Consider the following 22,292-nt stretch of genomic DNA (forward strand, 5'->3'; position numbering starts at 1 on the left):
CGGTGTGGCCGACGGCGCCGGCCTCGGCATCCGATCCCGGATACCGAGGCCGTGTGGTCGCCGATCAATCCACCATGAGGTGAGACCCGGCGGTTTCCCGCATCCGGATGGACCCGAGCAGCACCAGTGCGGCGCAGACCGCGAAGAATCCCGCCGGTGCCAGCGACACCTGTGTCAGGTCGACCAGCCATGCACAGAGGAAGGGCGCCGTGCCGCCGAGGATGAGCTGCGCGACGTTCATCCCCAACGAGATCCCGCTGTACCGAACACGGGCACTCATCAACTCCGCGAAAGCCGAGAACGCCGGGCCGATGGACAGGGAGACCGGAATGCTCAACATGACCTGACCGATGACGGCCGCAGCCGTGGAGCTTCCGCCCATGAGGGCGAACGCCGGCACGGGTAGCACGAGGCCCGTGATCGCCGCGGCCAGGAACACCCGGCGCCGTCCGACCCGGTCGGAGAGGTGTCCGGCGGCATTCATCACCACGGCCCCGAAGACCAGTGCCAGACACGTCGACGCGAAGGACATCTGTGCGGTGTGGTCTCCGACGGTCTGCATGTGGATCGGCCCGTACACGTAGACCACGTAGTGGCCGCCGGTGAACAGCGCCGACAGGCACGCGATCCGCACGATGGTAGGTCGCCAGTCCCGGAAGAGGACGACCGCGGGCACCTTCGCTACCTCACCGGACTCCTTCAGTTCCTCGAACTGCGGGGTGTCCTCCATGCGAGACCTGATCCAGATCCCGATGAACGCCAAGGGGAGACTGAGCAGGAACGGGATACGCCACGCCATGTCCTCGATTTGCTCGGGCGTGAAGGCCGAGTTGACGGCCAGCGCGGTCAGGGCAGCAGCGAGTGAGCCGAGGTTGATTCCGACGTTGACCAGCGAGGTCAGTCCCGCCCGCTTGTGCCGGGGTGCGGACTCGGCCACGAATGCCGTCGCACCGCCGAGCTCTCCGCCCGCCGCGATGCCTTGCAGGCATCGAAGCAGCACCAGCAGAACCGTCGCCCAGATTCCGATCGTGAAATAGGTTGGCAGAAGCCCGATTCCCAGTGTGGCAAGACACATCAAGATGATCGTCCACGACAGGGCCCGCTTGCGGCCGTATCGGTCACCGATGTGCCCGAAGAGGATCCCACCCGGGATCCGCAGGAAGAAGGCAACCGCGAAGGCCGCGAGGGTTCCGAGCAGAGCCGCGGTCGGATCCCCACCGTGGAAGAAGAGCGCGGCGAGGACGGTGGCCATGTAGCCGTAGATGCCGAAGTCGTAGTACTCGACGACGGTGCCGACGATGCTGCCGGTGACGACTCGACGAATGGAGCGAGGCGCCTCGTCGCCGGTCGGGCTGTCCTGACCGGAAAGGGGTGCCGCGTGCTCGGACTGCGCTGTCATGAGTTTCTCCTGAAGGACTAGACGGATCGGCGGGTCAGCCCTGCAGCTGGTCCCAGACCTCGCGGTCACGCTCCGCGGTCCAGATGACGGGGCGTTCGATGCCGGAGAGTTCGTCCCACACCCGGGAGACGTCGAACGGGAGGCAGTGCTCGAAGATCGGCCAGTGCCCGTACTGCTCGTTCAGTGCGGCATGGGTGGCTTCGAACGCCTCCTTCAGGGTGCCGCCGCGCTGCTGCACCGCCCCGACCTCGGCCAGCATGACCTCGATGAAGTGACGGGTCTGCTCGATCGCCGCGTCGACGGCCTCCCGGCCGTGAGAGACGGCGCCGCGGCCACCGATCAGGACCTCCGCACCCAGCGCCTTGATGGCGTCCAGGGTGCCGGTCGACCAGTCGCGATGGAACGCGTCGCCGGTGTAGAGCGCGGCCTGCGCCTCCACGAGATCGCCTGCGAAGAGAATCTTCTGCTTCGGCAGCCACGCGACGACGTCACCTTCGGTGTGCCCGCGCCCAAAGTGCTGGAGCACCAGGTCACCGCGGTCGCCGCCGAGGTCGATGGTCAGCTTGTCCGCGAACGTCACCGTCGGCCACGTCAGGCCCGGCACCGAGTCGGCAGCCTTGGCCAGGCGCGGCATCCGGCCGAATTCGCTCGCCCAGTCTTCCTTTCCACGCTCCTCGATCAGGGCGCGGGTGGTCTCGTGCGACACGATGGTCTCGGCGTCGAACGCGGACGCACCGAGCACGCGGACGGCGTGGTAGTGCGAGAGCACCAGGTAGCGGACGGGCTTGTCGGTGTGCTCGCGCAGCTTGCGCAGCCAGTCCTGAGCGGCCACGGGGGTGGCGAGCGCCTCGAAGCAGACCACGAAGTCCTCGCCCTCGATGGCGCCGATGTTGGGATCCCCCTCGGCCGTCAGCGCGTACACGCCATCGGCGAGAACTTCCAGGGTCTGTTCCTTCTCCCCGAGGTCGGCAGAGGACGCGAAGGACGGTGCGGTCATTGTTTTCTCCGAGCGGTCGTGATGTCACATAGGGCTCGTGCCATATGCACACTCCCAACGTTAGGTAGATCACGTTCCGCCCTCAATGTCTTAGAACCCATCGTTCGCGCGCAGATGATGTGCTCTGAACCATCGGTACATTCGTGGCTGCGCGAGCCATGTGGTCTCGCGTCCGGACTTCAACGGCGAAGCCGTTTCGCGTACGCATGCCGGGCGTTCAATCACTGCCAAGGGTGGAACCACATTGACCGGCACCGGGAGAACGATCTCCGAGCTCCGGTCGGCCGTTACCGGGCGACGACGTGGTCTTCGACGACCACCACGGAGATCTTGCCGATGAAGTTCTCGCCGTCCGCCAGAGCCGCCCGGCCGGCCCCCGAGGCCCATCCGGCCTCCCTCGCCTCGGCGCTCTCGAAATCAAGAACGGCCAGGCCATCGATGCCGAACTCGTTGTCCGGTTCGGTGGCCCCCTCCTGCGGGACGATGTGTTGCTGCACGTAGCGGATCAGGCCAGGAACCTTCGCCGCGATGGGGCCGTGCTTTTCACGCCAGTACTCTTCGAATTCGGCGAACGACATACCCGGTTTCCGTCCGATCAGGGCGATCGTGCGGACCGGTCCACCGTTGACTGTCATTGATCTGTTCCTCTCTGTCGGATTGGTTGCCTACACGCCCAGTGTCACCAAACCCGAAATCGGGCTCGGGCTATGTGCGTGAACGATCCCGGTCGGACCTCGCGTTTCACCGGTCGAGATATTCTGATTTCCCCTTCTCGACAAGTCCTGTAGCTTGACGACATGCTGCGAAACTGGTCGACGCGTGGCCACTCGAGGTCCGCCTGGAGTGATCGGGTTTCGTCGTGAGCCTTTGGACTAAGCGTCATCGATCCAGGTCAGGTCGGGAGAGGCCACGTCGTAGTTGGGCGGATCGATGTGCCCACCCACCAGCGGGATGATCCGCGTCCTCGCGAGTCGCATGAACGAGATCTTCCAGCCCTCGTCGGTTTTCGTGTACTCCTCCTCGTAGTACCCGTACCCGTCGATCCCATACATTCCTGGTATCTCAATGCCCTTGTAGACGCGGCTGTCCTGGGGCCAGACCAGGAAATCGTGCATCGACCAGAGACCGCGCAGACGACCGTCTGCCGCGGGGACGATCTGCGGCATGAAACCCTGGTGCGTCGTCGTGACGTCGGTGAAAAATTCGGAGACGCCCGCGACAAAGGCGTCTGGATCCGATGTGGTGAAGGGGAATCCATCGAATCGGGTGTTGTTCGTGAAGACCGTGCGGAGGCGGGCCCACTGTTTCGTATCGAGGAACAGAAAGTACTGAGACTTCAGCTTCGTCACGGCCGCGTAGTCGTCGAAACTGACCGTTTCGGACGTCGTCGCGGGATCCGTCAAATACTGCGTCATTGCTGATTGCCCTTTCAAAAATTGATTTTGGTGAACAAGGCAGCCTGAATTCTCAGACTGCGCGGGAATGGTTGTATGCCAGAGCATCAAAGAGGGCGCGCCCGGCCCGACAGTCTAGACAATTTCGGACAATGGAAATTTGGAGTCAGACGGACTTCAGCGCTATCCCCTTTGTTTCCTCGATGAAGAAGACGGCACCAAAGGTGAGAGCGGCTGCCAGGACGTAGTATCCGGCTGGGGCGAGTGGGTTTCCGGTGACGCTGATCAGGTAGGTGGCAATGAAAGGGGCCGTGCCGCCGAGGAGGGTGACGGTGGTGTTGTTTCCCAGTGCGATACCGGAATATCGAACTGAGGTCTTCAGCAGTTCGGCATAGGTGACAAACGATGCACCGTTGACCACCGACACACAGATGAACAGCGTCGATTGTCCAACGATGGCCTCCCAGACGCTGCCCCCTGACATCATCATGAACATCGGGAGGCCGAGCACGATACCCGCAGCACTTCCCGTGAACAGCACCGGTTTACGTCCCCAGGTGTCCGATGCCCACCCGGCCAGGGGAAGGGTGATGATGCCAAGGATCAACGCGACCGCGGTCGAGAGGAACGCAACTTGAGACGAGTGCCCGACGGTCGTCTTGAGGTACGTCGCCGTATACACCGAACCGATGTAGTAGCCGGCGGTAATCATGGCACCGAGGAAGATGATCTTGACAAGAGTGCCGCCGGAGGTCGAGATCAGCTCCCGTATGGGGACTTCCTGCTTTTCCCCAGAATTCTCGAGTTTCTCGAATTCCGGCGTGTCATCAAGTTGACTGCGGATCCAGATACCGATGCCGCCGAGCACGACACTGAGCAGGAAGGGGATCCGCCATACCCAGTCGAGAATCGTCTGCTCGTCAAAGAATGAGGTGATTGCGAGCGCCATCAGCGATGCACACAGTGACCCGAGGTAGGTCCCCGTGTTGACCATCGACGTTTGCGTAGCACGCCAACGGGCGGGAGCGGATTCGGCGACCATTGCGTTTGCGCCGCCGACCTCGCCTCCGGCGGCAAGACCCTGGACGCAGCGACCGAGAACGAGGATCGCGGTCGCCCACGCTCCGAGTGTGTAGTACGTGGGCAGTAGGCCCATCCCGGCAGTGGCCGCAACCATCAGCAGAATGGTCCAGGAGAGAGACGTCTTCCGACCATATCTGTCACCGATGTGGCCGAAGAAGATGCCGCCGGGGATTCGGATGAAGAAGGCCACGGCAAACGTTGCAAACGTACCGAGAAGACTTGCCGTCGGGTTCCCTGAAACAAAGAACAGCGCAGCCATCGTGGTCGCCATATAACCGAAGATGCCGAAGTCGTAGTACTCGACAACGGTTCCGACAACTGCTGCACGGATGACCTTGGCCGGTGATTGTTTGTGCGCGAGCGGCTTGGCATGTGGCGGTGCCGCAACAAGGACCGCTAGGTCGTCAGACATTTTTCATCCTAAGCCTCGATTTCTACGGATGGCCGGATCTGGCCGCCACCCACGTGGACGGAAAAGGAGCCTGACTCCGCAGATGCGGGCAGTATCGCGAGTGTCGGTCGAGAGTCGACGGGCGGTGCGCTCACTATTCTTCTCCGAGCAGTGGAGAGGGTCGTCATATGCCCTGCGCCATAAGTACCTTCAGAATGTTAGGTGGGTCACTTTCCACCATCAATGTTGCCGAACACAGGTTTTCACCGAAGAAGGTGTGCTCGAAAACATCGCTGTTCGCGGGCTGCGTCCGCCGCGAGCCGAGAATCGCGGAAAGTAATGCTCTCCCAGCCGGCGATCAGTCGGACGAAGTGCTGACCAGGGGCCGGCCCCAGACCCTGCGGGCTGGCCGCCAGGTCCGTGGTCACGCACCAGCCGCCGGCCGATGCGTTCACGCTGGGGCAAGTCCTCGGCGGGATGTGACGCCTGGTGGTAGGGCAAATATTCTTCACCACAACGAAAGTCAGTCTCGTGTCGTCGCGATCAGAGTCGGCAATCGTTCTGGCCGGCGCGCTCGGGTTAGTGGGGAGGCTCCGCATCCAAAAGGGGCCGCAACTCGAGCGCCATCCTGATCCCCAGCAGACGGGAGCCCTCCGACCAGTCGGCACCGAGCAGGGATGCAACCCGAGAGAGCCGGGCTCCGACGGTGTTCACATGCACGTGAAGTGCGGCGGCGGCTTTCGCCCGGCTCCGTTCGGCGGCGAAATAGGCCGACAGCGTTTCGACCAGGTGACCGTCGTGGGAGTTGTCGTATTCGATCAGGGGAGCGAGCGCACGGGCGACGAACTCGACGGCGCGGTCCGCCGCTTCCGGTACGCCAAGGACACCGAAGAGGCCCAGGTCGGCCAGCTCGGCGCCCCCGCCTCGTCCCAGCGCGACGAGGAGTTCGGCGCATCTGCTCGCCTCGTCATACGACGTCCGAAGGTCGGTGAGGAGGTCGATCGGACCGGCTCCGCCGACGGCTGTCGACAGGCTAGCGTCTCGTAGGTGCGCTGCCAGCGCCTTGGCGGTACGGCCGGCATCGTGGCCCTCCAGGAGGACGAGAGTCGATTGCAGATACTCTGCGACCACGGATCCCGCTGGTGCCCACCGCGCGACCGCTGCCCGAATTCGCTTCCGTTCGTCGTCTCGGGATCGGACGACCAGGACGATGTTGGAGGGGCCCCACATCAGCCCGGCCCGTTCGGAGCGTCGCCGCAGGGCGAGTCGGTCCATCGGCACCCCTGCGAGGAGGTCTACCACCAGCTCCTCGCGCGATCGTGCCTCCTCATCGAGGGCCATTCGACCGAGGACGAGTACGAGCGCGAGGGCAGTAGCGCCCCGCTCGAGTACGCCGTGTTCGACGGCGTCGAGTTCGGCGCGATCGACGAGGACACGTACCAAGGGAACACCGCGCGCCGCCACGGTCACCCCCGACCACGGCTGCCCGTCACTGTCCACGGCGGATTCGTCTACCTGTGCCGGTGTGAAGTCCGGTGTGGCGTGGCGGGAGGACCACAAGGTCAGTCCCTCGGCGTCAAGGACCGCGACGTCCCCGTCGAGGATTTCGGCGATGGCGGCCGCGACGTCGTGCACTCCTCCGCCCTCGAGGACGGTCTGCATCAGCCGGCGGTGTGCCTCGGAGATGGATTCGAGGGTGCGGGCTCGTTCGTCTGCGACAGCGTGCGAGGCGGCCAACTCCGTGGCCGCACGCCGGGCCTCTTCGAGCGCGTTCGCGGCGTCGAGTGCGACCGCCGACAGGGCCGCCAGAGACGACAGCAGGGCTATGTCTTCCGGCTGGTACTCACGCGGATGCCGGTCGGCAGCGTAGAGGACTCCGACGACGTCGGATTCTACCGACAGCGGCACGCCGACGATCGCCACGATGTTTTCGGAACGCACTGCGTGGTCGACGTTTTCGGTGTGCGAGAACCTCTCGTCTTCGAAGAAGTTGCTGGTGGCATAGGGCACTCCGTCCTGTGCCACGAGACCACCGAGACCGATCCCGATCGGTAGACGTGTGGTGCGGATGGGCGAGGAAGCCATCCCGTCGGTGACCCTCATGTAGGTGTCGCGTCGATCCCGATCGATCAACGCAATGTAGGCCACATCGGCCGCCAGGATGCGGCGGGCCCGCCGGACAACGGCATGCAACAGGCGATCGACATCGCCAATGCGAGTGAGATCCTGAGCCGTCTCGAAGAGGACGGCCAATTCCGACTCTCGACGCTCGTGACGTTCGAGCACGGCGGTGGTCCGCAGCGCCAGTCCGCGCAGACGTTCAAGCTCTGCGAGGCGCTCCGGACCGGCTCCGGATTCCGCCGCGAGGCGCACCTGCTCATCGAACGCCGAGGCATCGGCACCCCTCGCCAGCAACTCCAGGAATACGCCCTCGTTCACGTGTTCATCATGCAACGACGTATCGGATCGAGAACCTGATTGCGAGCCCACCTCCGTTGCCGACGGCTGACCAGATCGGTCGGAGTACACGTTCACCACAATTCCATTCGATGCGGGCTGGGACGCGCCACCGGCAGGATCCTCGCGTCGGGGCGCGGGGTGTTCGTCTCGCGAGTGGCGGTCACGGGTTCGGCGACCGTCCGCACCCTTCCGGTGACGCCGATGCTTCTACGGACGCAGTCGCTCAGGAGGTCGCTGCGGCATTAACGCGGATGTAACCGGCGAGGGTGCTGTCGTCGACCTCGGGAAGATTGACGACGATGTTTTCCGGCGTTCGAGTGGTCAGCCACACCAGTTCGTCGGTGGTGCTCATGTTGGCTTCCACGTGCGGCATGAACGGGGGGACGAAGACGAAGTCGCCCTCGGACATGTCGATGTACTCGCTGTAGTTCTCGCCGAAGTAGATTCGCGCCTGTCCGGTCAGGACATATCCTCCGGTCTCGGCCTCACCGTGGTGATGTGGGAGCGATCGGTAACCGGGCTCGTTGAAGACTTTCCCGAACCAGATCTTCGTTGCCGGGGTGTGCTGGACACTTACCCCGGACACGCGAACGGCGCCGCCGGACTGTCCGGTGTTCTGGACTTCTTCGCCCTTGCGAGTGACAACGGGCTTGTCCTGCTCGGCCATCAGTACTCCTCTCGATACAAACGTCTGTTTCACAGTGGTGCGGGGCCTCCGCTGAGCGCGAGGCGTCCGAGGTCAGCGGCTCGGGGAGGTGGTGCTCTTGCGCAGGTCGGGGCGGTCGTACTGGTCGATGCGTACCTGGTGGCCGTGAGCGGCGGCTGCGTGCCGGACCCAGTAGGGGTCGTCGAGGTGGGCGCGTCCGATCATCACGGCGTCGGCCTGCCCGGTGGCGATGATGGTGCCGGCTTGTTCGGGAGTATTGATCAGGCCGACCGCGGCGGTGAGTAGGTCGGCGGCACGACGAATGTGTTCGGCGAAGCCGACCTGGTAGCCCGGGTGCACTGGTATCCGCGCGTTGGAGACGTTGCCACCGGTCGAGACATCGATCAGGTCCACGCCGAGATCGCGCACACGCCGTGACAGTTCGATGGTGTCGTCGAGGTCCCATCCCCCGTCCGTCCAGTCCGTCGCGGAGACGCGGACGAAGACCGGTGTCGATTCCGCGAGCCGGGACCGGATTTCCCGCACCACCTCGACGGTCAGACGGATACGAGCGTCGAAGCTTCCGCCGTATCCGTCGGTCCGCGTGTTCGACAATGGTGAGAGGAATTGATGGAGGAGGTATCCGTGGGCGGCGTGGATCTCCACGACGTCGAACCCCGCCCGATGCGCGCGCACAGCGGCGTCACCGAATTGGACGACGATCTCGGCGATCTCTCGCTCGGTCAACGCATGTGGGGTCGCGAAACCGGTGTAGGCCAGCGCGGACGGCGCCACAGTCGGCCAGCCGCCCTCCTCCGCGGGCAGCGGGCCCGTCCCCTCCCAGGGCCGGTAGGTGGAGGCTTTGCGGCCGGCGTGGCTGAGCTGGACCCCGCTACGGGCACCATTCTCGCGCAGAAAGTCGGTGATCCGTCGCCAGGAGTCGATCTGCTGGTCACTCCAGAGGCCGGCGTCGTACGGCGAGATGCGCCCGTCCGCCCGGATCGCGGTGGACTCGACCATCACCAGGCCGGCGCCGCCGACCGCCCGGGACCCGAGATGGACCAGATGCCAGTCGGTGGCGCGACCGTCGGTCGCGGAGTGCTGACACATCGGGCTGACCCAGGCTCGGTTCGGGAAGGTGGTCCCGCGCAGGATCAGGGGTTCGAACAGCATCGTCAGATTCCATCCTCGGGGCGGCGTTGCACGATGAACGAGCTCTGGAACGTCATCACGGTGTCGCCCTTTTGATTGACGGCGCGGTAGGACAGCGTCCAGATTCCCTGCTGTGGTTTCTTGGTCGGACGGGCGGCGATCACCTCGGCCTCCGGATGGATCGTGTCCCCGATGACGACCGGGCGTAGGGCACGGACCTCGTCGAGGCCGAGCCACGCCACCACTTTGCTGAAGTAGCCGGTCTGGGTGGTCAGACCGAGTGCGAGGGACAGCGTGAAGGGTCCGTGTGCGATGCGCTGGCCGAACTGGGTGGTGGCCGCGTACTCCTCGTCGAGGTGTAGCGAGACGATGTCGCAGGTCAGGCCGGCCCAGTTCACCAGGTGCGCGTCGGTCACCGTCATGCCCGGACCGCGCAGGACGTCTCCGACGCCGAGGTCTTCCCACCAGCGGTCGGGTTGCCCCAGGACCCGGGGGGCGGTCCCCACCGAATTCGTTGTCATCGAATCTCCTCAAAGCGCCGACTGCACCCGCCGCGTTAACGTACGAGCGATTGTTCGTTTAAGACTACGGCCGATAAACCCACTGGTCAAACATTTCCGATTCCCGGTGTCGAGTTCGCGGGCCCCACATCGGCCTGACGGTCCGTCCGGGCCTCCGCCGGCCGGAAGCGCCGCGGCATCTGGGCACTCCCCGCGACGGCGCCGGCCGCCGCCACGGGAGGGGGCGGCCGGTGCTTGCCGCGGGTCGACTGCAGCCCTATCCGGCGATCTCGTTCAGGGCGCGAACTTGTTCGGTCCAGGCCGGTTCCAGCCAGTTCCGGTCGACGGCCGGGACGTTGTAGCGGGGCGGATCGATGTAGTCACCTACCAGCGGATCGATCCACAGGCGTGTGAGCCTCATGAAGGAGATCTTCCATCGACCGTCGTCCTGCTGGGCGTATTCCTCGTCGTAGAAGCCGTATCCGCGCACTCCGTACATTCCCGGTATCTCGAAACCCTTGTAGACGAAGTCGCGATCGCGCCAGGTCAAGTAGTCGCTCATCGCCCACCGTCCACGGATGCGCGCCGGGCTCACCCTGCGGATATCCGGCATCATGCCGTGGTGCACTGTTCTCATGTCGCGCAGCCACTCCGAGACTCCGCGGACGAAGTCGTCGGCTCCCCTCCCGTCGAAGGTGAAGCCTTCGAATCTCGCGTCAGCGTGGAATACTCCCCGGAGGCGGTCCCAGTCCTTCGTGTCGAGCGCGAAGAAGTAGTCGGATTTGAGTCGGCAGATTTCCTGGTAGAGATCGGCATCCAGCACACCGGGCAGCGGGGAATTCTCGGCAGACTGCATCACAATGCTCCTCTTCGCTCGCTCTGTCGTCGGTGCGTGGTCTGCCCGAGATCTTCCAGGGGCGTCTTGTTGGTTTCCGGGGCGGTGAACACTGCGGTGGCAGCGATAACGAAGGCCGCGGCGATGATCCACGCTGCGGGCAGCCAGTCGGTGCCGTCGATGAGGGCGGCCGCAATGGTCGGAGAAAATCCGCCCAGGATCATCCCGATCTGGAACCCGACGGAGGTTCCCGTCATCCGCACGGATGCGTCGAACTGCTCGCCGAGAAACGTCATGAAGACGCCGGTCGTTGCTGCCAACGTGACACCCGTGAGAAGGATGCCGCACAGGAAGATCGCCGGTACGTTCCTCGCCGTCACGGCCGCGAAGTAGGCGAATCCCATGACGGCCGTCCCCAGCATTCCGAAAATCATCACTGGGCGTCTGCCGATACGGTCGGAGAGCTTTCCGTAGGGGGGGTGGGCCACGATGGCAGCGGCATTCGAGACGATGGCCACCCAGAGCATGGTCGTGTAGGGAAGTTCGATTCCGTATTGGGGTTGGGTTGCGTAGGTGAGACCGAATCCGAAGACGATCGTCAACCCGACACCTTGGAACAAGACCAATGCAGTCCGAAGGACCTGCCACGGATGACTCCGGAAAACGTCGATCAGCGGCGGCTTGCGCGGCGTGCCCGAATTGCCCTTGACGTTCTCGGCGGAGATTTCCGGCTCGACCAGCTTCCTGCGGACGATGAACGCGACGAGGGCGACCAGGATGGAGGCGAGGAACGGTATCCGCCATCCCCACGACAGCAGGACCTCCCGTGGCATCGCGGAGGCACCGAGCCAGGCGATACTGGCGAGGATGAAGCCTGCGTAGTTCCCGTTCTGAGTCCATGCGGTGTATTGCGCCCGCCGTCCCGGGGGTGCGGACTCCATGGAAATTGTGCTCGCACCCGTGGTCTCTGCCCCGGCCGAGAGCCCCTGGGCGAGTCGGCAGACCACCAGCAGCGCAGGAGCAAGCACTCCCACGCTCTCGTACGTCGGAAGGAATCCGATGATCGTCGTCGCAACCCCCATCAAGGCGAGGGTGGCGACCAGTACGGATTTGCGGCCCAACCGGTCACCGATGTGCCCGAACACGATCGCGCCGACCGGTCGCGCGAGATAGCCGACACCGAGCGTGGCCAGTGATGCCAGAGTCGCACTCGAGGTTCCCAGCTCTTTCGAGAAGAAGAGGGTGGGAAAGATGAGTGCTGCTGCCGATGTGTAGAGGTAGAAGTCGTAGTACTCGAGTGCGCCGCCGAAGAAGCTCGACATGGCAGCACGTTTGGCCTGCTTTTCGCGGTCATACGTCAGCGGTATGCCCGTATGTGCGGATTTGGGTAGCGACGTTGAGTTTGTCATCGTGGCTCTCTTTGCATGAGGACTGGTTTCGATGCACTTCACCCGCACGAGGATTTGACGGCGAAGCGACCTCTGAACGTGAAACGCACCAAGAGACGAACGAACGGCCGTACGTCGGAACCGTAGACGAGAGTGATCCAGGACACAAGCGTTCGCTTTTCATGGCGCCGTCACCATCGAACGACTCCCGGCGGCGGCGGAACCGGATGCGGCAGTCGGGCGGTTCCGGCCGGCCGCGTCCGGGACCGGCGGTGGGCAACAATGAGTGAGAACGGTTTCCCGTAAGCACAACCGCGGAGTCGACCAACGGCGCGCAGGCATGCACCCCCCCCATCGGCCAATCGCCCGAATCGGGGCGGATCCCGCCACTCCGCCGCCGGATGCAGCCGGTCCGGAACGGTGCAAATGCGCTGCGTGAGCCTCTCGGCTGCAGCTTTCACCCATAGCGCTGGGAGTATTGGCCGTGATAACGTACGAGCGATTGTTCGTTTAAGGGCCGTGGGCACTCACCCATCGGCCACACATTTCCGCTCACCGGCGGGAGGCGATGACGTGCTGTACATCCCCAGCGCGAACCAACCGGGGCACCCCGACGGCCTCCCCTGGGTTCAGCCTTCGGAGTGAGGAAACTATGCGCCCCTTACGTTCTCTGCTGTTCGTGCCCGCCCATCGCGAGGGCTGGGCGGACAAGGCCGTCCGGGCCGGCGCCGACGCGGTGATCCTGGATCTCGAGGATTCGGTGCCGGCCGCGAGCAAGGAGCAGGCCCGTACCGTTGCGGCTGCGACGATCGACTCGCTGTCGCGATCGCACCCGGACGTCACGGTCTTGGTTCGGCCGAACGCACTCGATACCGATCACTTCGGTCGAGATCTCGCCGCCGTGGTACGTGCGGGGCTCGACGGACTGCTGCTGCCGAAGGTGTACGGCGCGCGGGAGGTCCTCGACTTCGCCGCACTGCTCGAGCACTTCGAGATCGAGGCCGCCCTCGTCCGCGGCAGTGTCGAGGTGATCCCCACACTCGAGACCGCGAAGTCGCTGGTCAACTGCGAAGAGATCGCCGCTGCCCATCCCCGGGTCGCCTCACTGATGGTGGCCGCCGCCCGCGACGCGGACGTCTCCCGCGAGGTCGGCTTCGAATGGACCCCGGAGGGACTGGAGACCCTGCACTACCGCAGCAAGGCCGTGCTCGCCTGCCGCGCCGCCGGGCTGGCGCACCCCATCGTCGGCCTGTGGCAGGAAATCGCCGACCTCGACGGGCTGCGCCGATTCGCCGAGGGCAACCGCCGACTCGGTTTCACCGGGCAGGTACTGATCCACCCCTCCCACATCGAGACCGTCAACGACGTCTACGCGCCGGACCCGAAGGTGGTCGACCGGTTCCGCCGGATGATCGACGCCTTCGAGCAGGCGCAGGCCAACGGCCAGGCCGCAGCCCTGTTCGAGGGCGAGCACGTCGACATCGCGCACGTCAAGACCGCTCGCGGGGTCGTCGCGCTCGCCGAATCCATCAACGCCCACTGATCGACAGACCCATCACAGTAAGGACGACATCATGACTGGCCTGTACTTCGAGGAGCTCGAACCTGGGCTCACCATCGCGCACGCGGTCACCCGGACGGTGACCGAAACCGACAACCTGCTGTTCACCACGCTCACCATGAATGTGCAGCCCTTGCACCTCGATGCCGAATTCGCCAAGAACAGCATGTACGGCGAACGGATCGTCAACAGCGTCTTCACCCTCGGTGTGGTCGTCGGTATTCCCGTGCAGGAAACCACGATAGGCACCACCCTCGGCAACCTCGGATTCGAGGAGATCGCGTTCCCGGCCCCGGTCCTGATCGGCGACACCCTGCGGGTCGAGACCGAGATCCTGTCCCGGCGCGAGTCGAAGTCTCGTCCCGACACCGGCATCGTCCGGTTCGAGCACCGCGGCATCAACCAGAACGGCAAGCTGGTCTGCCGGGTGCAGCGGTCCGGGCTGATGCTCAAGAAGCCGGCCGAGGTCGCCGTCTCATGAGGCTGGCCACGCTGAGGCAGGGCGGCACCACCGTCGCAGCTCGGATCGACGGCGACACCGCCGTCCCGATCACCCCGTACGCCGACCTCTCCGCCCTGCTCCGCAACCCGAACTGGCGCACGATCGCCGCCGACGCGGACGGGCCGTCGCGCTCGTTCGAAGCGGCCGAGTACGCGCCGGTGGTGCCGGCCCCGACGAAGATCGTCTGTGTCGGCCTGAACTACGCGAACCACATCGAGGAGATGGGTCGCGAACTGCCGAAGTATCCGACGCTGTTCGCGAAGTTCCCGGAGGCGCTGATCGGCGCCCACGACGACATCGCGGTCCCCGGATACGCCGACCAGCAGGTGGACTGGGAGGGCGAACTGGCCGTCGTCATCGGCCGGACGGCGACCGCGGTCCCGGCCGCCGAGGCCGGCGACTACATCGCCGGTTTCACCGTCGCCAACGACGTCACCATGCGCGACTACCAGTACCGCACACAGCAGTGGTTGCAGGGCAAGACATTCGAGAAGACCTGCCCGCTCGGCCCAGTCCTGGTCACCGCGGACGAGTTCACCTTGGGGGCGGCGTTGACCACGTCGGTCGACGGAGTCACCCGGCAGTCGGACTCGACCGGGGACTTGGTGTTCACCCCGGACCGGCTGATCGAATACATCTCCCACATCGTCACCCTGCAGGCGGGCGATGTGATCCTCACCGGCACCCCCGGTGGCGTCGGGCATGCCGACCACGACTACCTCGGCGACGGTGCGACCCTCGAGACCACCATCGAGGGTCTCGGTGCGCTGACGAACACGGTGCGCGTGCGGTCGGTGGCCGCGGTGCACTGAGCCGGGTGCAACGCATCAGCTGACCGCACCGAAACAAGTCAGGCCGGTCCACTGCGGGTGGACCGGCCTGTCCTGTTCGGTCTGGGGGGTGTCATCGGCACCTCCCTCGCCTCAGGGAATGCTGCCGCGGTACTTCGCCGACCGGTACGGCGTCGGCCAGCGCAGCTCCGCTCCGAGTTCCTTCGCCGCTTTCAGCGGCCACAACGGCTCACGCAACAGCATGCGGCCGAGGAAGACCGCGTCGGCGGACCCGTCGACCAGCACCTGCTCGGCCTGGGCGGCCTCGGTGATCATCCCGACCGCCGCCACCGGGATCGGTGCCGCGCCGCGGATGCGACGCGCGAACGGCACCTGATACCCGGGCCCGACGGTGATCTTCTGCTCCGGGGACAGACCGCCGCTGGAGACGTCGATCAGGTCGACCCCGGTACCGGTGAGGGCCTCGGCCAGCGCGGCACTGTCGTCGACCGTCCAGCCGCCCTCGGCCCAGTCGGTCGCCGAGATCCGCACGAATACCGGCCGGTCCTGCGGCCACACCTCACGCACCGCGGCGATCACCTCGCGCAACAGCAGTGTCCGGCGGTCGAAGTCGCCGCCGTAGTCGTCGGTTCGCCGGTTCGACAGCGGTGAGAGGAACTGATGAATCAGATATCCGTGCGCGGCATGGATTTCGACGACTTCGAAGCCGGCGTGCCGGGCACGGACGGCGGCATCGGCGAATGCGGTGATCAGCTCGTCGATCTCGTGGGCGGTCATCTCTGCCGGGGTGGCGAGATCACCCGAGGCGATGGCGGAGGGTCCGATCGTGGGCCAGCCACCGTCGGTGGTCGGTAGGGAACCGCCGCCGTCCCAGGGCACCTGTGTGGAGGCCTTGCGGCCGGCGTGTGCGAGTTGCACTCCCGGTACCGTGCCCTGCGCTGCGACGAACCGGTTGATGCGGGCGAAGGCCTCGACCTGCTCGTCGTTCCACAGCCCGGTGTCTCCCAGGCTGATTCGGCCCTCGGCGGTGACCGCGGTGGCCTCGGTCAACAGCAGGCCGGCACCGCCCTTGGCGAAGGTGCCCAGGTGGACCAGGTGCCAGTCGTTCGGTACCCCGTCCTCGGCGGAGTACTGGCACATCGGTGCGACCCACAACCGGTTCGCGATGGTCAGATCCCGAAGGGTCAGCGGGGAAAACAGTCGTGTCTGACGTACTTTCGTGCTACTCACGGGCGTCCTTCGCGAATCGGTTGGTCACTCCAGCGTCGACCCGGCATTGGGGCCTTCGAGGAACTTGTTGGGGGTCAGGAAGAAGCACAGCACCAGGGCGCCGTTGGGCGCGGAGGCGCGGTGCTGGTTGCCCTGCGGGCGCCAGGAGAAGTTCCCGACGGTGGTCTCGCCTTCCTCGTCGACGATGCTGCCTTCGAGCACCCAGGTCTGCTCGATCCGGACGTGCTCGTGCAGGGGCAGGACCGATCCGGGCTGCCAGCGGAACAGGGCGGTGAGCAGACCGCTCTCCTCGTCCTTGAGCAGCACCTTGATGTCGATGCCCTCGTACCCGGAGGGGCGCCAGGGCAGGTCGTCGACGTCGACGTAGCGCGAGGCCAGGGGCGGAAGTGCGTTGAGTTCGTCGGCGAAGGGGGTGATCGCGGTCATGGGTGATTCTCTTTCTGTGTGGTCGTGATCGGCTGGGCTGGTCAGAACGAGCGCGGCAGCCCCAGATGCTTCTCACCGATGTGGTTGCGGAGCATCTCGTTTGTCAGTGGGGCGAAGGTGTAGAGGCGGGCGTCCCGGAACAGCCGCTCCATGGGGTATTCCTTGCTGAACCCGGATCCGCCCATCAGGCGCATGCCGGCGTCGGTGACGGCGACCGCGGCGTCGGAGGCGGCGACCTTGGCCATGGCGCTGAGGATGTCGGCGCGTTGACCGGTGGCGGTGGCCTCGGCGGCTTGGAGCATCAGGGCGCGGGCGGCCTCGATCGCGATGGCGCCGTCGACCAGGCGGTGCTGCCCGGCCTGGAAGCTGCCGGCCGGGCGCCCGAACACTTGCCGCTGGCGGCCGTAGTCGACCGCTGCCTCCAGCGCGCCGCGGGCGATGCCGAGGGCGGCGGCCGCGGCGTTGAGTCGTTCCCCATTGAGTGTACCGAGCACCTGACGGAATCCCTTGTCGACGTGCCCGAGCACGGCGGCGGCGTCGATCTCGACGTTGTCGAAGGTGACCTCGCAGGTGTCGAGGCTGTGGATGGCGAAGGTGTCGAGTTCGCGCACGGTGACGCCCGGGGTGTCGGTGGGCACGACGAACATGGTGATGCCGTCGATCGAAGAGGACTCCGGCGTCGAGGTGCGGGCCAGGACGATGAGGTTCTTCGCGTGCTGCGGGCCGGAGATCCAGGTCTTGGCACCGTTGAGAACCCACCGGCCGTCGCCGGACTGCTTCGCCCGGGTGCGCATGACACGGGCGACGTCGGTGCCGCCGTCGGGTTCAGTCAGCGCGAATGCCACTCGCTCGCGACCGTCGAGCAGGGGGGCCAGGACGGTGCTGCGCTGCTGGTCGCTGCCGTACTCGGTGAGCAGTCCGACGCCCATGTATTGCACGACCAGGCACACCGCCATCGAGGTCGGGCCGGCGGCGAGCTCTTCGAGGACGATGACCTGGTTCCGCGGGTCGGCGCCGGTGGTGCCGTCGACCTGGGCGTCGAGTCCGATCAGGCCGGCTTCCCCCAGCGCCCGGTACAGCTCGAGGTCGAACGCGTTGGCGTCGTCGAGTTCCCTGACCCGCTGCGGAGGCGCGAACTTCTCGATGATCTCGCGCACCATCTCGCGTAGATCCGCTTGCTCCGTGGTGTCCGGCAGTGTGCCGTTTCCGATCATGGGACTCCTCCGACTCGCGCGGACGGCGTCCTGCGGGAGTGCAGGGCGCGGCCGCCTCACTGTGACCTGGTCACGCACCCCCACGATACAAACGAACGCACGTTTTTCAAAGACTCTCGCGGCATAGTTCTCCGCTAGACAAACAAACACCCGTTCGTATAGCGTGTGTGATGTCCATTACAGAGGATGTAGTGCGTCGTCCATCCCACAGCGCGACTCCGCTCCTCCTCGTCGTGAACTCGCCGCATTCGCGCGAAGACGGCACCGACCATCACGAGAAAGGGTGCTGACCATGCCTCCCACCGAGACCGATCTCGACTGGAGCCGGCTCTGGTCCGATCCGGCGATGCTTCGACTGCGAGATGACCGCCGCAGCTTCTTCACCGTCGCCTGGAGCGTTTTCGCAGTGGCATTCTGCGCGCTCGTCGGCTTCGCGGCCTTCGCCCCGGAGATCATCGCCAAGCGACCCGTATCAGGCCTGAGCATCGGGCTGATCCTGTCCCTGGCCTACGTCGCAACCGTCATGAGCCTCGGCGCCTGGTACGTGCGCCGCGCCCGCCACTGGGACATCCTGGCCGCGGCCGTGCTCAGTGCGCCCGCCGCCGCTCCCGAACGAGAGGTCACCGGCAATGTCTGACGGATTCAACACCACCGCGGTCATCGTCACCGTCCTGTTGCTGGCCACGACTTTCGTGGCGACCTACTTCGCCTCGCGCCGCACGAAGACCTCGGCGGAGTTCTGGACGGCCGGCGGCGGTATGACCGGGCGTAAAAACGGCACCGCCATCGCCGGTGACTTTCTCTCATCCGCCTCCCTGCTGGGTTACGCCGGGCTGGCCTACCTCTACGGCATGGACGGCATCGTCTACGCGATCTTCGCGTGCGGGATCTTCCTGATGGTGATGTTCCTGATCGCCGAAAAGCTGCGCAACCTCGGGCGTTTCACGTTCGCTGACGCGCTCGCCACCCGGCTGCGGTCCGGGCCGGTCCGGATCGTGTCGGCGATCTCGACGCTGTTCATCTGCATCTTCTACCTGCTCGCCCAGATGGTCGCGGGCGGCGTGCTGATGGAAGCCCTCGCCGGAATCGACTTCTCCTGGGGCGTGGTGATCGCCGCGGTCCTGATGCTCACCTATGTGCTCTTCGGCGGCATGCTCGCCACCACGTGGCTGCAGATCATCAAGGCCGTGGCCCTGATGAGCGTGGTGGCACTGCTGGTGATCCTGGTTCTCATCCGGATCGATCCGAACCCGCTCAACATCATCGAGCAGGCGATCTCGCAGAGTAAGTTCGGCGACCACTACCTGTCCACCGGAAACTCCTTCAAGGGTCCGTGGAACATCCTGTCCATGGCGGTGGCCGTGACGTTGTCCGCGGTGGGCCTGCCGCACGTGCTGATGCGATTCTTCACCGTCCCCGATGCCATCGAGGCCCGCAAGTCCGCGATCTGGGCAATCAGCCTGATCGGCGGATTCAACGTCCTCATCGCGTTCCTCGGCATCTCCGCGCGCGCCGCCCTCGGCGCCGGCGGAGAGGAAATCGCCGGCAAGGGCGGCAATCTCGCCCTGCCTGCCTTGACCGTCTGGCTCGGCGGCGGCGACGGATTCGCCTCCGACCTGCTGCTGGCGCTGGTGGTCGCGGTCTCGATCGCCACCCTGCTGGCCGTGTCAGCCGGCCTGGTGCTCAGCGCATCGAGTGCGGTCGCCCACGACCTGTGGGCCAAGACCTTCCACCGGCCCGAACGGGAGGAAATGACGGTCGGCCGGATCGCGGCGGTGGCGTTGGTGATCGTCACCGTCGGTGCCACCCTGGCCATCGGCGGCACCCAGAACGTGACCTTCCTGGCCACGCTGGCAACCTCCACCGCGGCCAGCGCGAACTTCCCCGTGCTGATCATGACGCTGCTCTGGCGGCGGATGCGCACCCTCGGGGCCGTGGTCGGCGCGTTGTCGGGTCTACTGACGGCGCTGGCGCTGATTCTGACCGGCCCGCTGGTGTGGCCGAGTCTGGCTCCGCTGCTGTCGGATTCACTGTCGATAACCGCGCCGTTCCCGCTGGCGTTCCCGATCCTGTTCTCGGTGCCCGCCGGATTCCTCGGCTGCATCGTGGGCAGCTACCTCAGTCGCGAGCCGGCCAACGACGCCGCCTTCGACGAGCTTCAGGTGCGTGCCCTGACCGGGGCGGGTCTGGACAAGACCAAGACTCTCGCGCACTGATTCCACGTGGCGGCGTTCGACCGGGCCCTGTGGCCTGCGGTCGGACGCCGCCGCGCCTTTCCGTTCGGTCGCCGAACCGCGGCGCCCGACCCTGACAGAAGGAGAGAACGTATGTCCGTCAAGATCGTTGCGCTGATCACCTCGAAGCCCGAACTCTCTCGCGACGAATTCCTTCACTTCTGGAACGTCGAACACCCCGAGTATGTGTGGAAGCTTCCGGAACTCGAGCGCTACGTGCAGAATCCGGCGATCGAGCATCGCAAGGACTGGGCGTACGACGGGATGGCGGAGCTGTGGTTCCCGTCGGTCGCCGCGGTGGCCGAGGCGTTCGCTTCGCCGGCCGCCGACGCAGTTCGCGAGCACGAAGAGAACTTCATCGGGGACATCACCTGGTTCCTCGCCTCCGAATCGGAGATCGTGCCGGTCTGAACGGTGCTGTCGAGGTCAGGGTTCGCGCAGAATGCCCTCCTGGGAGGCCGACGCGATGCGCGCACCCGCCTCGGTGGTGAAGTCGCAGGTGCACAGGCATCGGCCACCGGTGGCGATCGGGCTGACCTGCCGGCACAGCATCCAGTCGTTCATCGAGAACCGGCGGTGAAACCACATCGCGTGGTCGATGCTCGCTCCGGTGATCACCCGGTTGCCGTACCAGGAGCGCCCGTGCGGCATCAGGGCCGAGTCGAGCAGCGTCAGGTCGCTGACATACGCCAACAGGGCAGTGTGCAGCAGCGGCTCGTCCGGGACCCCGGTGGCCGCGCGCACCCAGAACCGCTGCTCGGGGGCCCGGGTGCCGGCCGCGGCCAGCGCCTCGGGGTGCTCGAGAAAGCGGAAGTCGAAGGGGTGGGGCCTCGACCACCACTCCGGCAGCACCGCACTCTCGCCCTCGAGTTGCTCGTGCAGCGGCAACAGTTCGTCCGGTGCCGCCTCGGTCAGGGGCGGGGACCATTCGTGCTCGGGTCCGTCCTCCTCGGCCGCGAACGACAGCTGCAGGGTCGCCAGCACCTCATCGCCCTGGGTGGCGGTGACGGCGCGAGCGCTGTAGGAGCGGCCGTCGCGCAGGACCGTCACCTGATAGGTGACGGGCGCATCAGGGTTCCCACCCCGCAGGAACAGAGTATGCAGCGAATGCGGATACCGGTCCGCGGGCACGGTCGCACCAGCCGCCATCACGGCCTGGGCGAGAACCTGTCCGCCGAAGAGCCGAGGAAGTTTGCGCGCCGTGGTCGGTCCATGGAACCGGTTCACCCCGGCGGGGGTCACCCGCAGAGCGTCGACCAGCGACTCGAGTTGTTCGGCAGAGGCAATCACCGTCCGCGTCCTCTCTGTCGTCGACCCCACCGCACGGAAGCGGCGGGGACCATCGTTGACCGTTACCACATCTGACGGTACCGTAAGCGAACGTACGATTGTTTGTCTAAGTGGCATGGTCTTACGAAGGCGACCCCACACCGGGGCGTCCATCGCACAGGTATTTCGAAACCCCAAGGAGTCCGGGCATGTTGTCCAAGGTCCTCGTCGCCAACCGCGGCGAAATCGCGGTCCGCATCATTCGCACGTGTGCAGAGGCCGGTGTAGCCAGCGTCGCCGTGTACTCGGAGGCGGATGAGAAGGCACTGCATGTGCGACTGGCCGACGAGGCGGTCCTGCTCGGCGCGGCCTCGGCGTCGGAGTCGTACCTGGCGATCGACACGATCATCGCGGCCGCCAAGAGCACCGGCGCGCAAGCCGTGCACCCCGGCTACGGCTTCCTGGCCGAGAACGCCACCTTCGCCAAGGCCGTCGAGGACGCCGGACTGATCTTCATCGGACCTCCCTCCTCGGCGATCGAGGTGATGGGCTCGAAGATCGCCGCCCGCGAGATCGCCGCAGAGGCCGACGTCCCGCAGGTCCCCGGCTCGGGCACCATCGCGTCCCCGGCGGACGTGATCGCGTTCGGTGACGAGTACGGCTACCCGGTGGCGATCAAGGCCACCTACGGCGGCGGCGGGCGCCGCAGGCGGACGGGCGCCGCGGCCCCCCACGCCCAAAACGCGTTCGCCGCCCCCAAAAAGGTATACGCCGCCCCCGTCGGGCGTGTAGAAGTCTACCACGAGCGGTGCCAGTACAG

The 22,292-nt window shown here is 65.6% G+C and carries 23 protein-coding genes; 8 read left to right on the top strand and 15 right to left on the bottom strand.

Annotated elements, in window-relative coordinates:
* Window positions 1-64 precede the first annotated feature (64 nt).
* From ACFTZB_RS04715 to ACFTZB_RS04740, 6 genes are all read right to left on the bottom strand, one after another.
* On the bottom strand, window positions 65-1,399 hold the full coding sequence (locus tag ACFTZB_RS04715) for an MFS transporter (RefSeq protein ID WP_378430326.1): 1,335 nt from the start codon (window positions 1,397-1,399) through the stop codon (window positions 65-67).
* A 34-nt stretch (window positions 1,400-1,433) separates the two neighbouring features.
* A complete protein-coding gene (locus ACFTZB_RS04720) occupies window positions 1,434-2,396 on the bottom strand; it encodes an MBL fold metallo-hydrolase (RefSeq protein ID WP_378430327.1) in 963 nt (320 codons plus the stop codon).
* 287 nt (window positions 2,397-2,683) lie between these two features.
* Window positions 2,684-2,974 carry an EthD family reductase gene (locus ACFTZB_RS04725; protein ID WP_378430328.1) on the bottom strand — a complete coding sequence of 97 codons (291 nt, stop codon included), beginning with the start codon at window positions 2,972-2,974 and terminating at the stop codon, window positions 2,684-2,686.
* A 294-nt stretch (window positions 2,975-3,268) separates the two neighbouring features.
* Complete coding sequence (locus ACFTZB_RS04730) at window positions 3,269-3,811, bottom strand: nuclear transport factor 2 family protein (protein WP_378430329.1); 543 nt, start codon at window positions 3,809-3,811, stop codon at window positions 3,269-3,271.
* A gap of 145 nt (window positions 3,812-3,956) precedes the next feature.
* Entirely contained in the window at window positions 3,957-5,285 is a 1,329-nt protein-coding gene (locus tag ACFTZB_RS04735; RefSeq protein ID WP_378430330.1) for an MFS transporter, read from the bottom strand.
* A 558-nt stretch (window positions 5,286-5,843) separates the two neighbouring features.
* Window positions 5,844-7,457, bottom strand: coding sequence for a helix-turn-helix domain-containing protein (locus ACFTZB_RS04740; RefSeq protein ID WP_378430331.1), 1,614 nt, complete (start codon window positions 7,455-7,457; stop codon window positions 5,844-5,846).
* On the opposite strand from ACFTZB_RS04740, the gene ACFTZB_RS04745 reads away from it, so the two are divergent.
* The gene (locus ACFTZB_RS04745; protein ID WP_378430332.1) at window positions 7,452-7,742 is read left to right on the top strand and encodes a hypothetical protein; all 291 of its coding nucleotides are present in this window, start codon (window positions 7,452-7,454) and stop codon (window positions 7,740-7,742) included. The genes ACFTZB_RS04740 and ACFTZB_RS04745 overlap by 6 nt on opposite strands.
* A 205-nt stretch (window positions 7,743-7,947) precedes the next feature.
* Here ACFTZB_RS04745 and ACFTZB_RS04750 read toward each other — a convergent pair whose 3' ends face one another.
* The 5 genes from ACFTZB_RS04750 to ACFTZB_RS04770 form a co-directional block, all read right to left on the bottom strand.
* A complete protein-coding gene (locus ACFTZB_RS04750) occupies window positions 7,948-8,391 on the bottom strand; it encodes a cupin domain-containing protein (RefSeq protein ID WP_378430333.1) in 444 nt (147 codons plus the stop codon).
* A gap of 72 nt (window positions 8,392-8,463) precedes the next feature.
* Window positions 8,464-9,543, bottom strand: a complete 1,080-nt coding sequence (locus ACFTZB_RS04755) for an NADH:flavin oxidoreductase/NADH oxidase (protein WP_378430334.1) — start codon at window positions 9,541-9,543, stop codon at window positions 8,464-8,466.
* Window positions 9,544-9,545: 2 nt separating this feature from the next.
* Entirely contained in the window at window positions 9,546-10,043 is a 498-nt protein-coding gene (locus tag ACFTZB_RS04760; protein ID WP_378430335.1) for a MaoC/PaaZ C-terminal domain-containing protein, read from the bottom strand.
* A 256-nt stretch (window positions 10,044-10,299) separates the two neighbouring features.
* Window positions 10,300-10,878: a nuclear transport factor 2 family protein gene (locus ACFTZB_RS04765; RefSeq protein WP_378430336.1), complete on the bottom strand. Its 579-nt coding sequence runs from the start codon at window positions 10,876-10,878 to the stop codon at window positions 10,300-10,302.
* The gene (locus ACFTZB_RS04770; protein ID WP_378430337.1) at window positions 10,878-12,179 is read right to left on the bottom strand and encodes an MFS transporter; all 1,302 of its coding nucleotides are present in this window, start codon (window positions 12,177-12,179) and stop codon (window positions 10,878-10,880) included. Before ACFTZB_RS04770 ends, ACFTZB_RS04765 begins: the two co-directional genes overlap by 1 nt.
* A 718-nt stretch (window positions 12,180-12,897) precedes the next feature.
* Between ACFTZB_RS04770 and ACFTZB_RS04775 the strand changes: the two genes are divergently transcribed.
* Genes ACFTZB_RS04775 through ACFTZB_RS04785 form a run of 3 tightly spaced genes read left to right on the top strand, consistent with a single transcriptional unit; the run spans window position 12,898 to window position 15,120 of the window.
* Window positions 12,898-13,788: an HpcH/HpaI aldolase/citrate lyase family protein gene (locus tag ACFTZB_RS04775; protein WP_378430338.1), complete on the top strand. Its 891-nt coding sequence runs from the start codon at window positions 12,898-12,900 to the stop codon at window positions 13,786-13,788.
* A gap of 31 nt (window positions 13,789-13,819) precedes the next feature.
* Window positions 13,820-14,287 carry a MaoC family dehydratase gene (locus ACFTZB_RS04780; RefSeq protein ID WP_378430339.1) on the top strand — a complete coding sequence of 156 codons (468 nt, stop codon included), beginning with the start codon at window positions 13,820-13,822 and terminating at the stop codon, window positions 14,285-14,287.
* Window positions 14,284-15,120 (top strand): fumarylacetoacetate hydrolase family protein, encoded by an 837-nt coding sequence (locus tag ACFTZB_RS04785; RefSeq protein ID WP_378430340.1) that lies wholly within the window; start codon window positions 14,284-14,286, stop codon window positions 15,118-15,120. Before ACFTZB_RS04780 ends, ACFTZB_RS04785 begins: the two co-directional genes overlap by 4 nt.
* Window positions 15,121-15,231: 111 nt before the next feature.
* Here ACFTZB_RS04785 and ACFTZB_RS04790 read toward each other — a convergent pair whose 3' ends face one another.
* The 3 genes from ACFTZB_RS04790 to ACFTZB_RS04800 are packed head-to-tail and all read right to left on the bottom strand — an operon-like array spanning window position 15,232 to window position 17,969.
* Complete coding sequence (locus ACFTZB_RS04790) at window positions 15,232-16,329, bottom strand: NADH:flavin oxidoreductase/NADH oxidase (protein WP_378430341.1); 1,098 nt, start codon at window positions 16,327-16,329, stop codon at window positions 15,232-15,234.
* Between the two features lie 24 nt (window positions 16,330-16,353).
* Entirely contained in the window at window positions 16,354-16,755 is a 402-nt protein-coding gene (locus ACFTZB_RS04795; RefSeq protein ID WP_378430342.1) for a cupin domain-containing protein, read from the bottom strand.
* Window positions 16,756-16,796: 41 nt separating this feature from the next.
* Window positions 16,797-17,969, bottom strand: coding sequence for an acyl-CoA dehydrogenase family protein (locus tag ACFTZB_RS04800; RefSeq protein WP_378430343.1), 1,173 nt, complete (start codon window positions 17,967-17,969; stop codon window positions 16,797-16,799).
* Window positions 17,970-18,261: 292 nt separating this feature from the next.
* Here ACFTZB_RS04800 and ACFTZB_RS04805 point away from each other — a divergent pair, with 292 nt between their 5' ends.
* From ACFTZB_RS04805 to ACFTZB_RS04815, 3 genes are all read left to right on the top strand, one after another.
* Window positions 18,262-18,606, top strand: a complete 345-nt coding sequence (locus ACFTZB_RS04805; protein WP_378430344.1) for a DUF485 domain-containing protein — start codon at window positions 18,262-18,264, stop codon at window positions 18,604-18,606.
* On the top strand, window positions 18,599-20,185 hold the full coding sequence (locus tag ACFTZB_RS04810) for a cation acetate symporter (protein WP_378430345.1): 1,587 nt from the start codon (window positions 18,599-18,601) through the stop codon (window positions 20,183-20,185). The genes ACFTZB_RS04805 and ACFTZB_RS04810 overlap by 8 nt, the downstream gene beginning before the upstream one ends.
* A gap of 111 nt (window positions 20,186-20,296) precedes the next feature.
* On the top strand, window positions 20,297-20,614 hold the full coding sequence (locus ACFTZB_RS04815; RefSeq protein WP_378430346.1) for an EthD family reductase: 318 nt from the start codon (window positions 20,297-20,299) through the stop codon (window positions 20,612-20,614).
* Window positions 20,615-20,629: 15 nt separating this feature from the next.
* Here ACFTZB_RS04815 and ACFTZB_RS04820 read toward each other — a convergent pair whose 3' ends face one another.
* Window positions 20,630-21,493 carry an acyl-CoA thioesterase gene (locus tag ACFTZB_RS04820; RefSeq protein ID WP_378430347.1) on the bottom strand — a complete coding sequence of 288 codons (864 nt, stop codon included), beginning with the start codon at window positions 21,491-21,493 and terminating at the stop codon, window positions 20,630-20,632.
* Window positions 21,494-21,681: 188 nt separating this feature from the next.
* Between ACFTZB_RS04820 and ACFTZB_RS04825 the strand changes: the two genes are divergently transcribed.
* The coding region (locus ACFTZB_RS04825; RefSeq protein WP_378430348.1) for a biotin carboxylase N-terminal domain-containing protein at window positions 21,682-22,292 on the top strand (611 nt) is incomplete at its 3' end.

It is taken from the genome of Rhodococcus sp. NPDC057014 (assembly GCF_042673295.1).
Lineage (GTDB): Bacteria > Actinomycetota > Actinomycetes > Mycobacteriales > Mycobacteriaceae > Rhodococcus_F.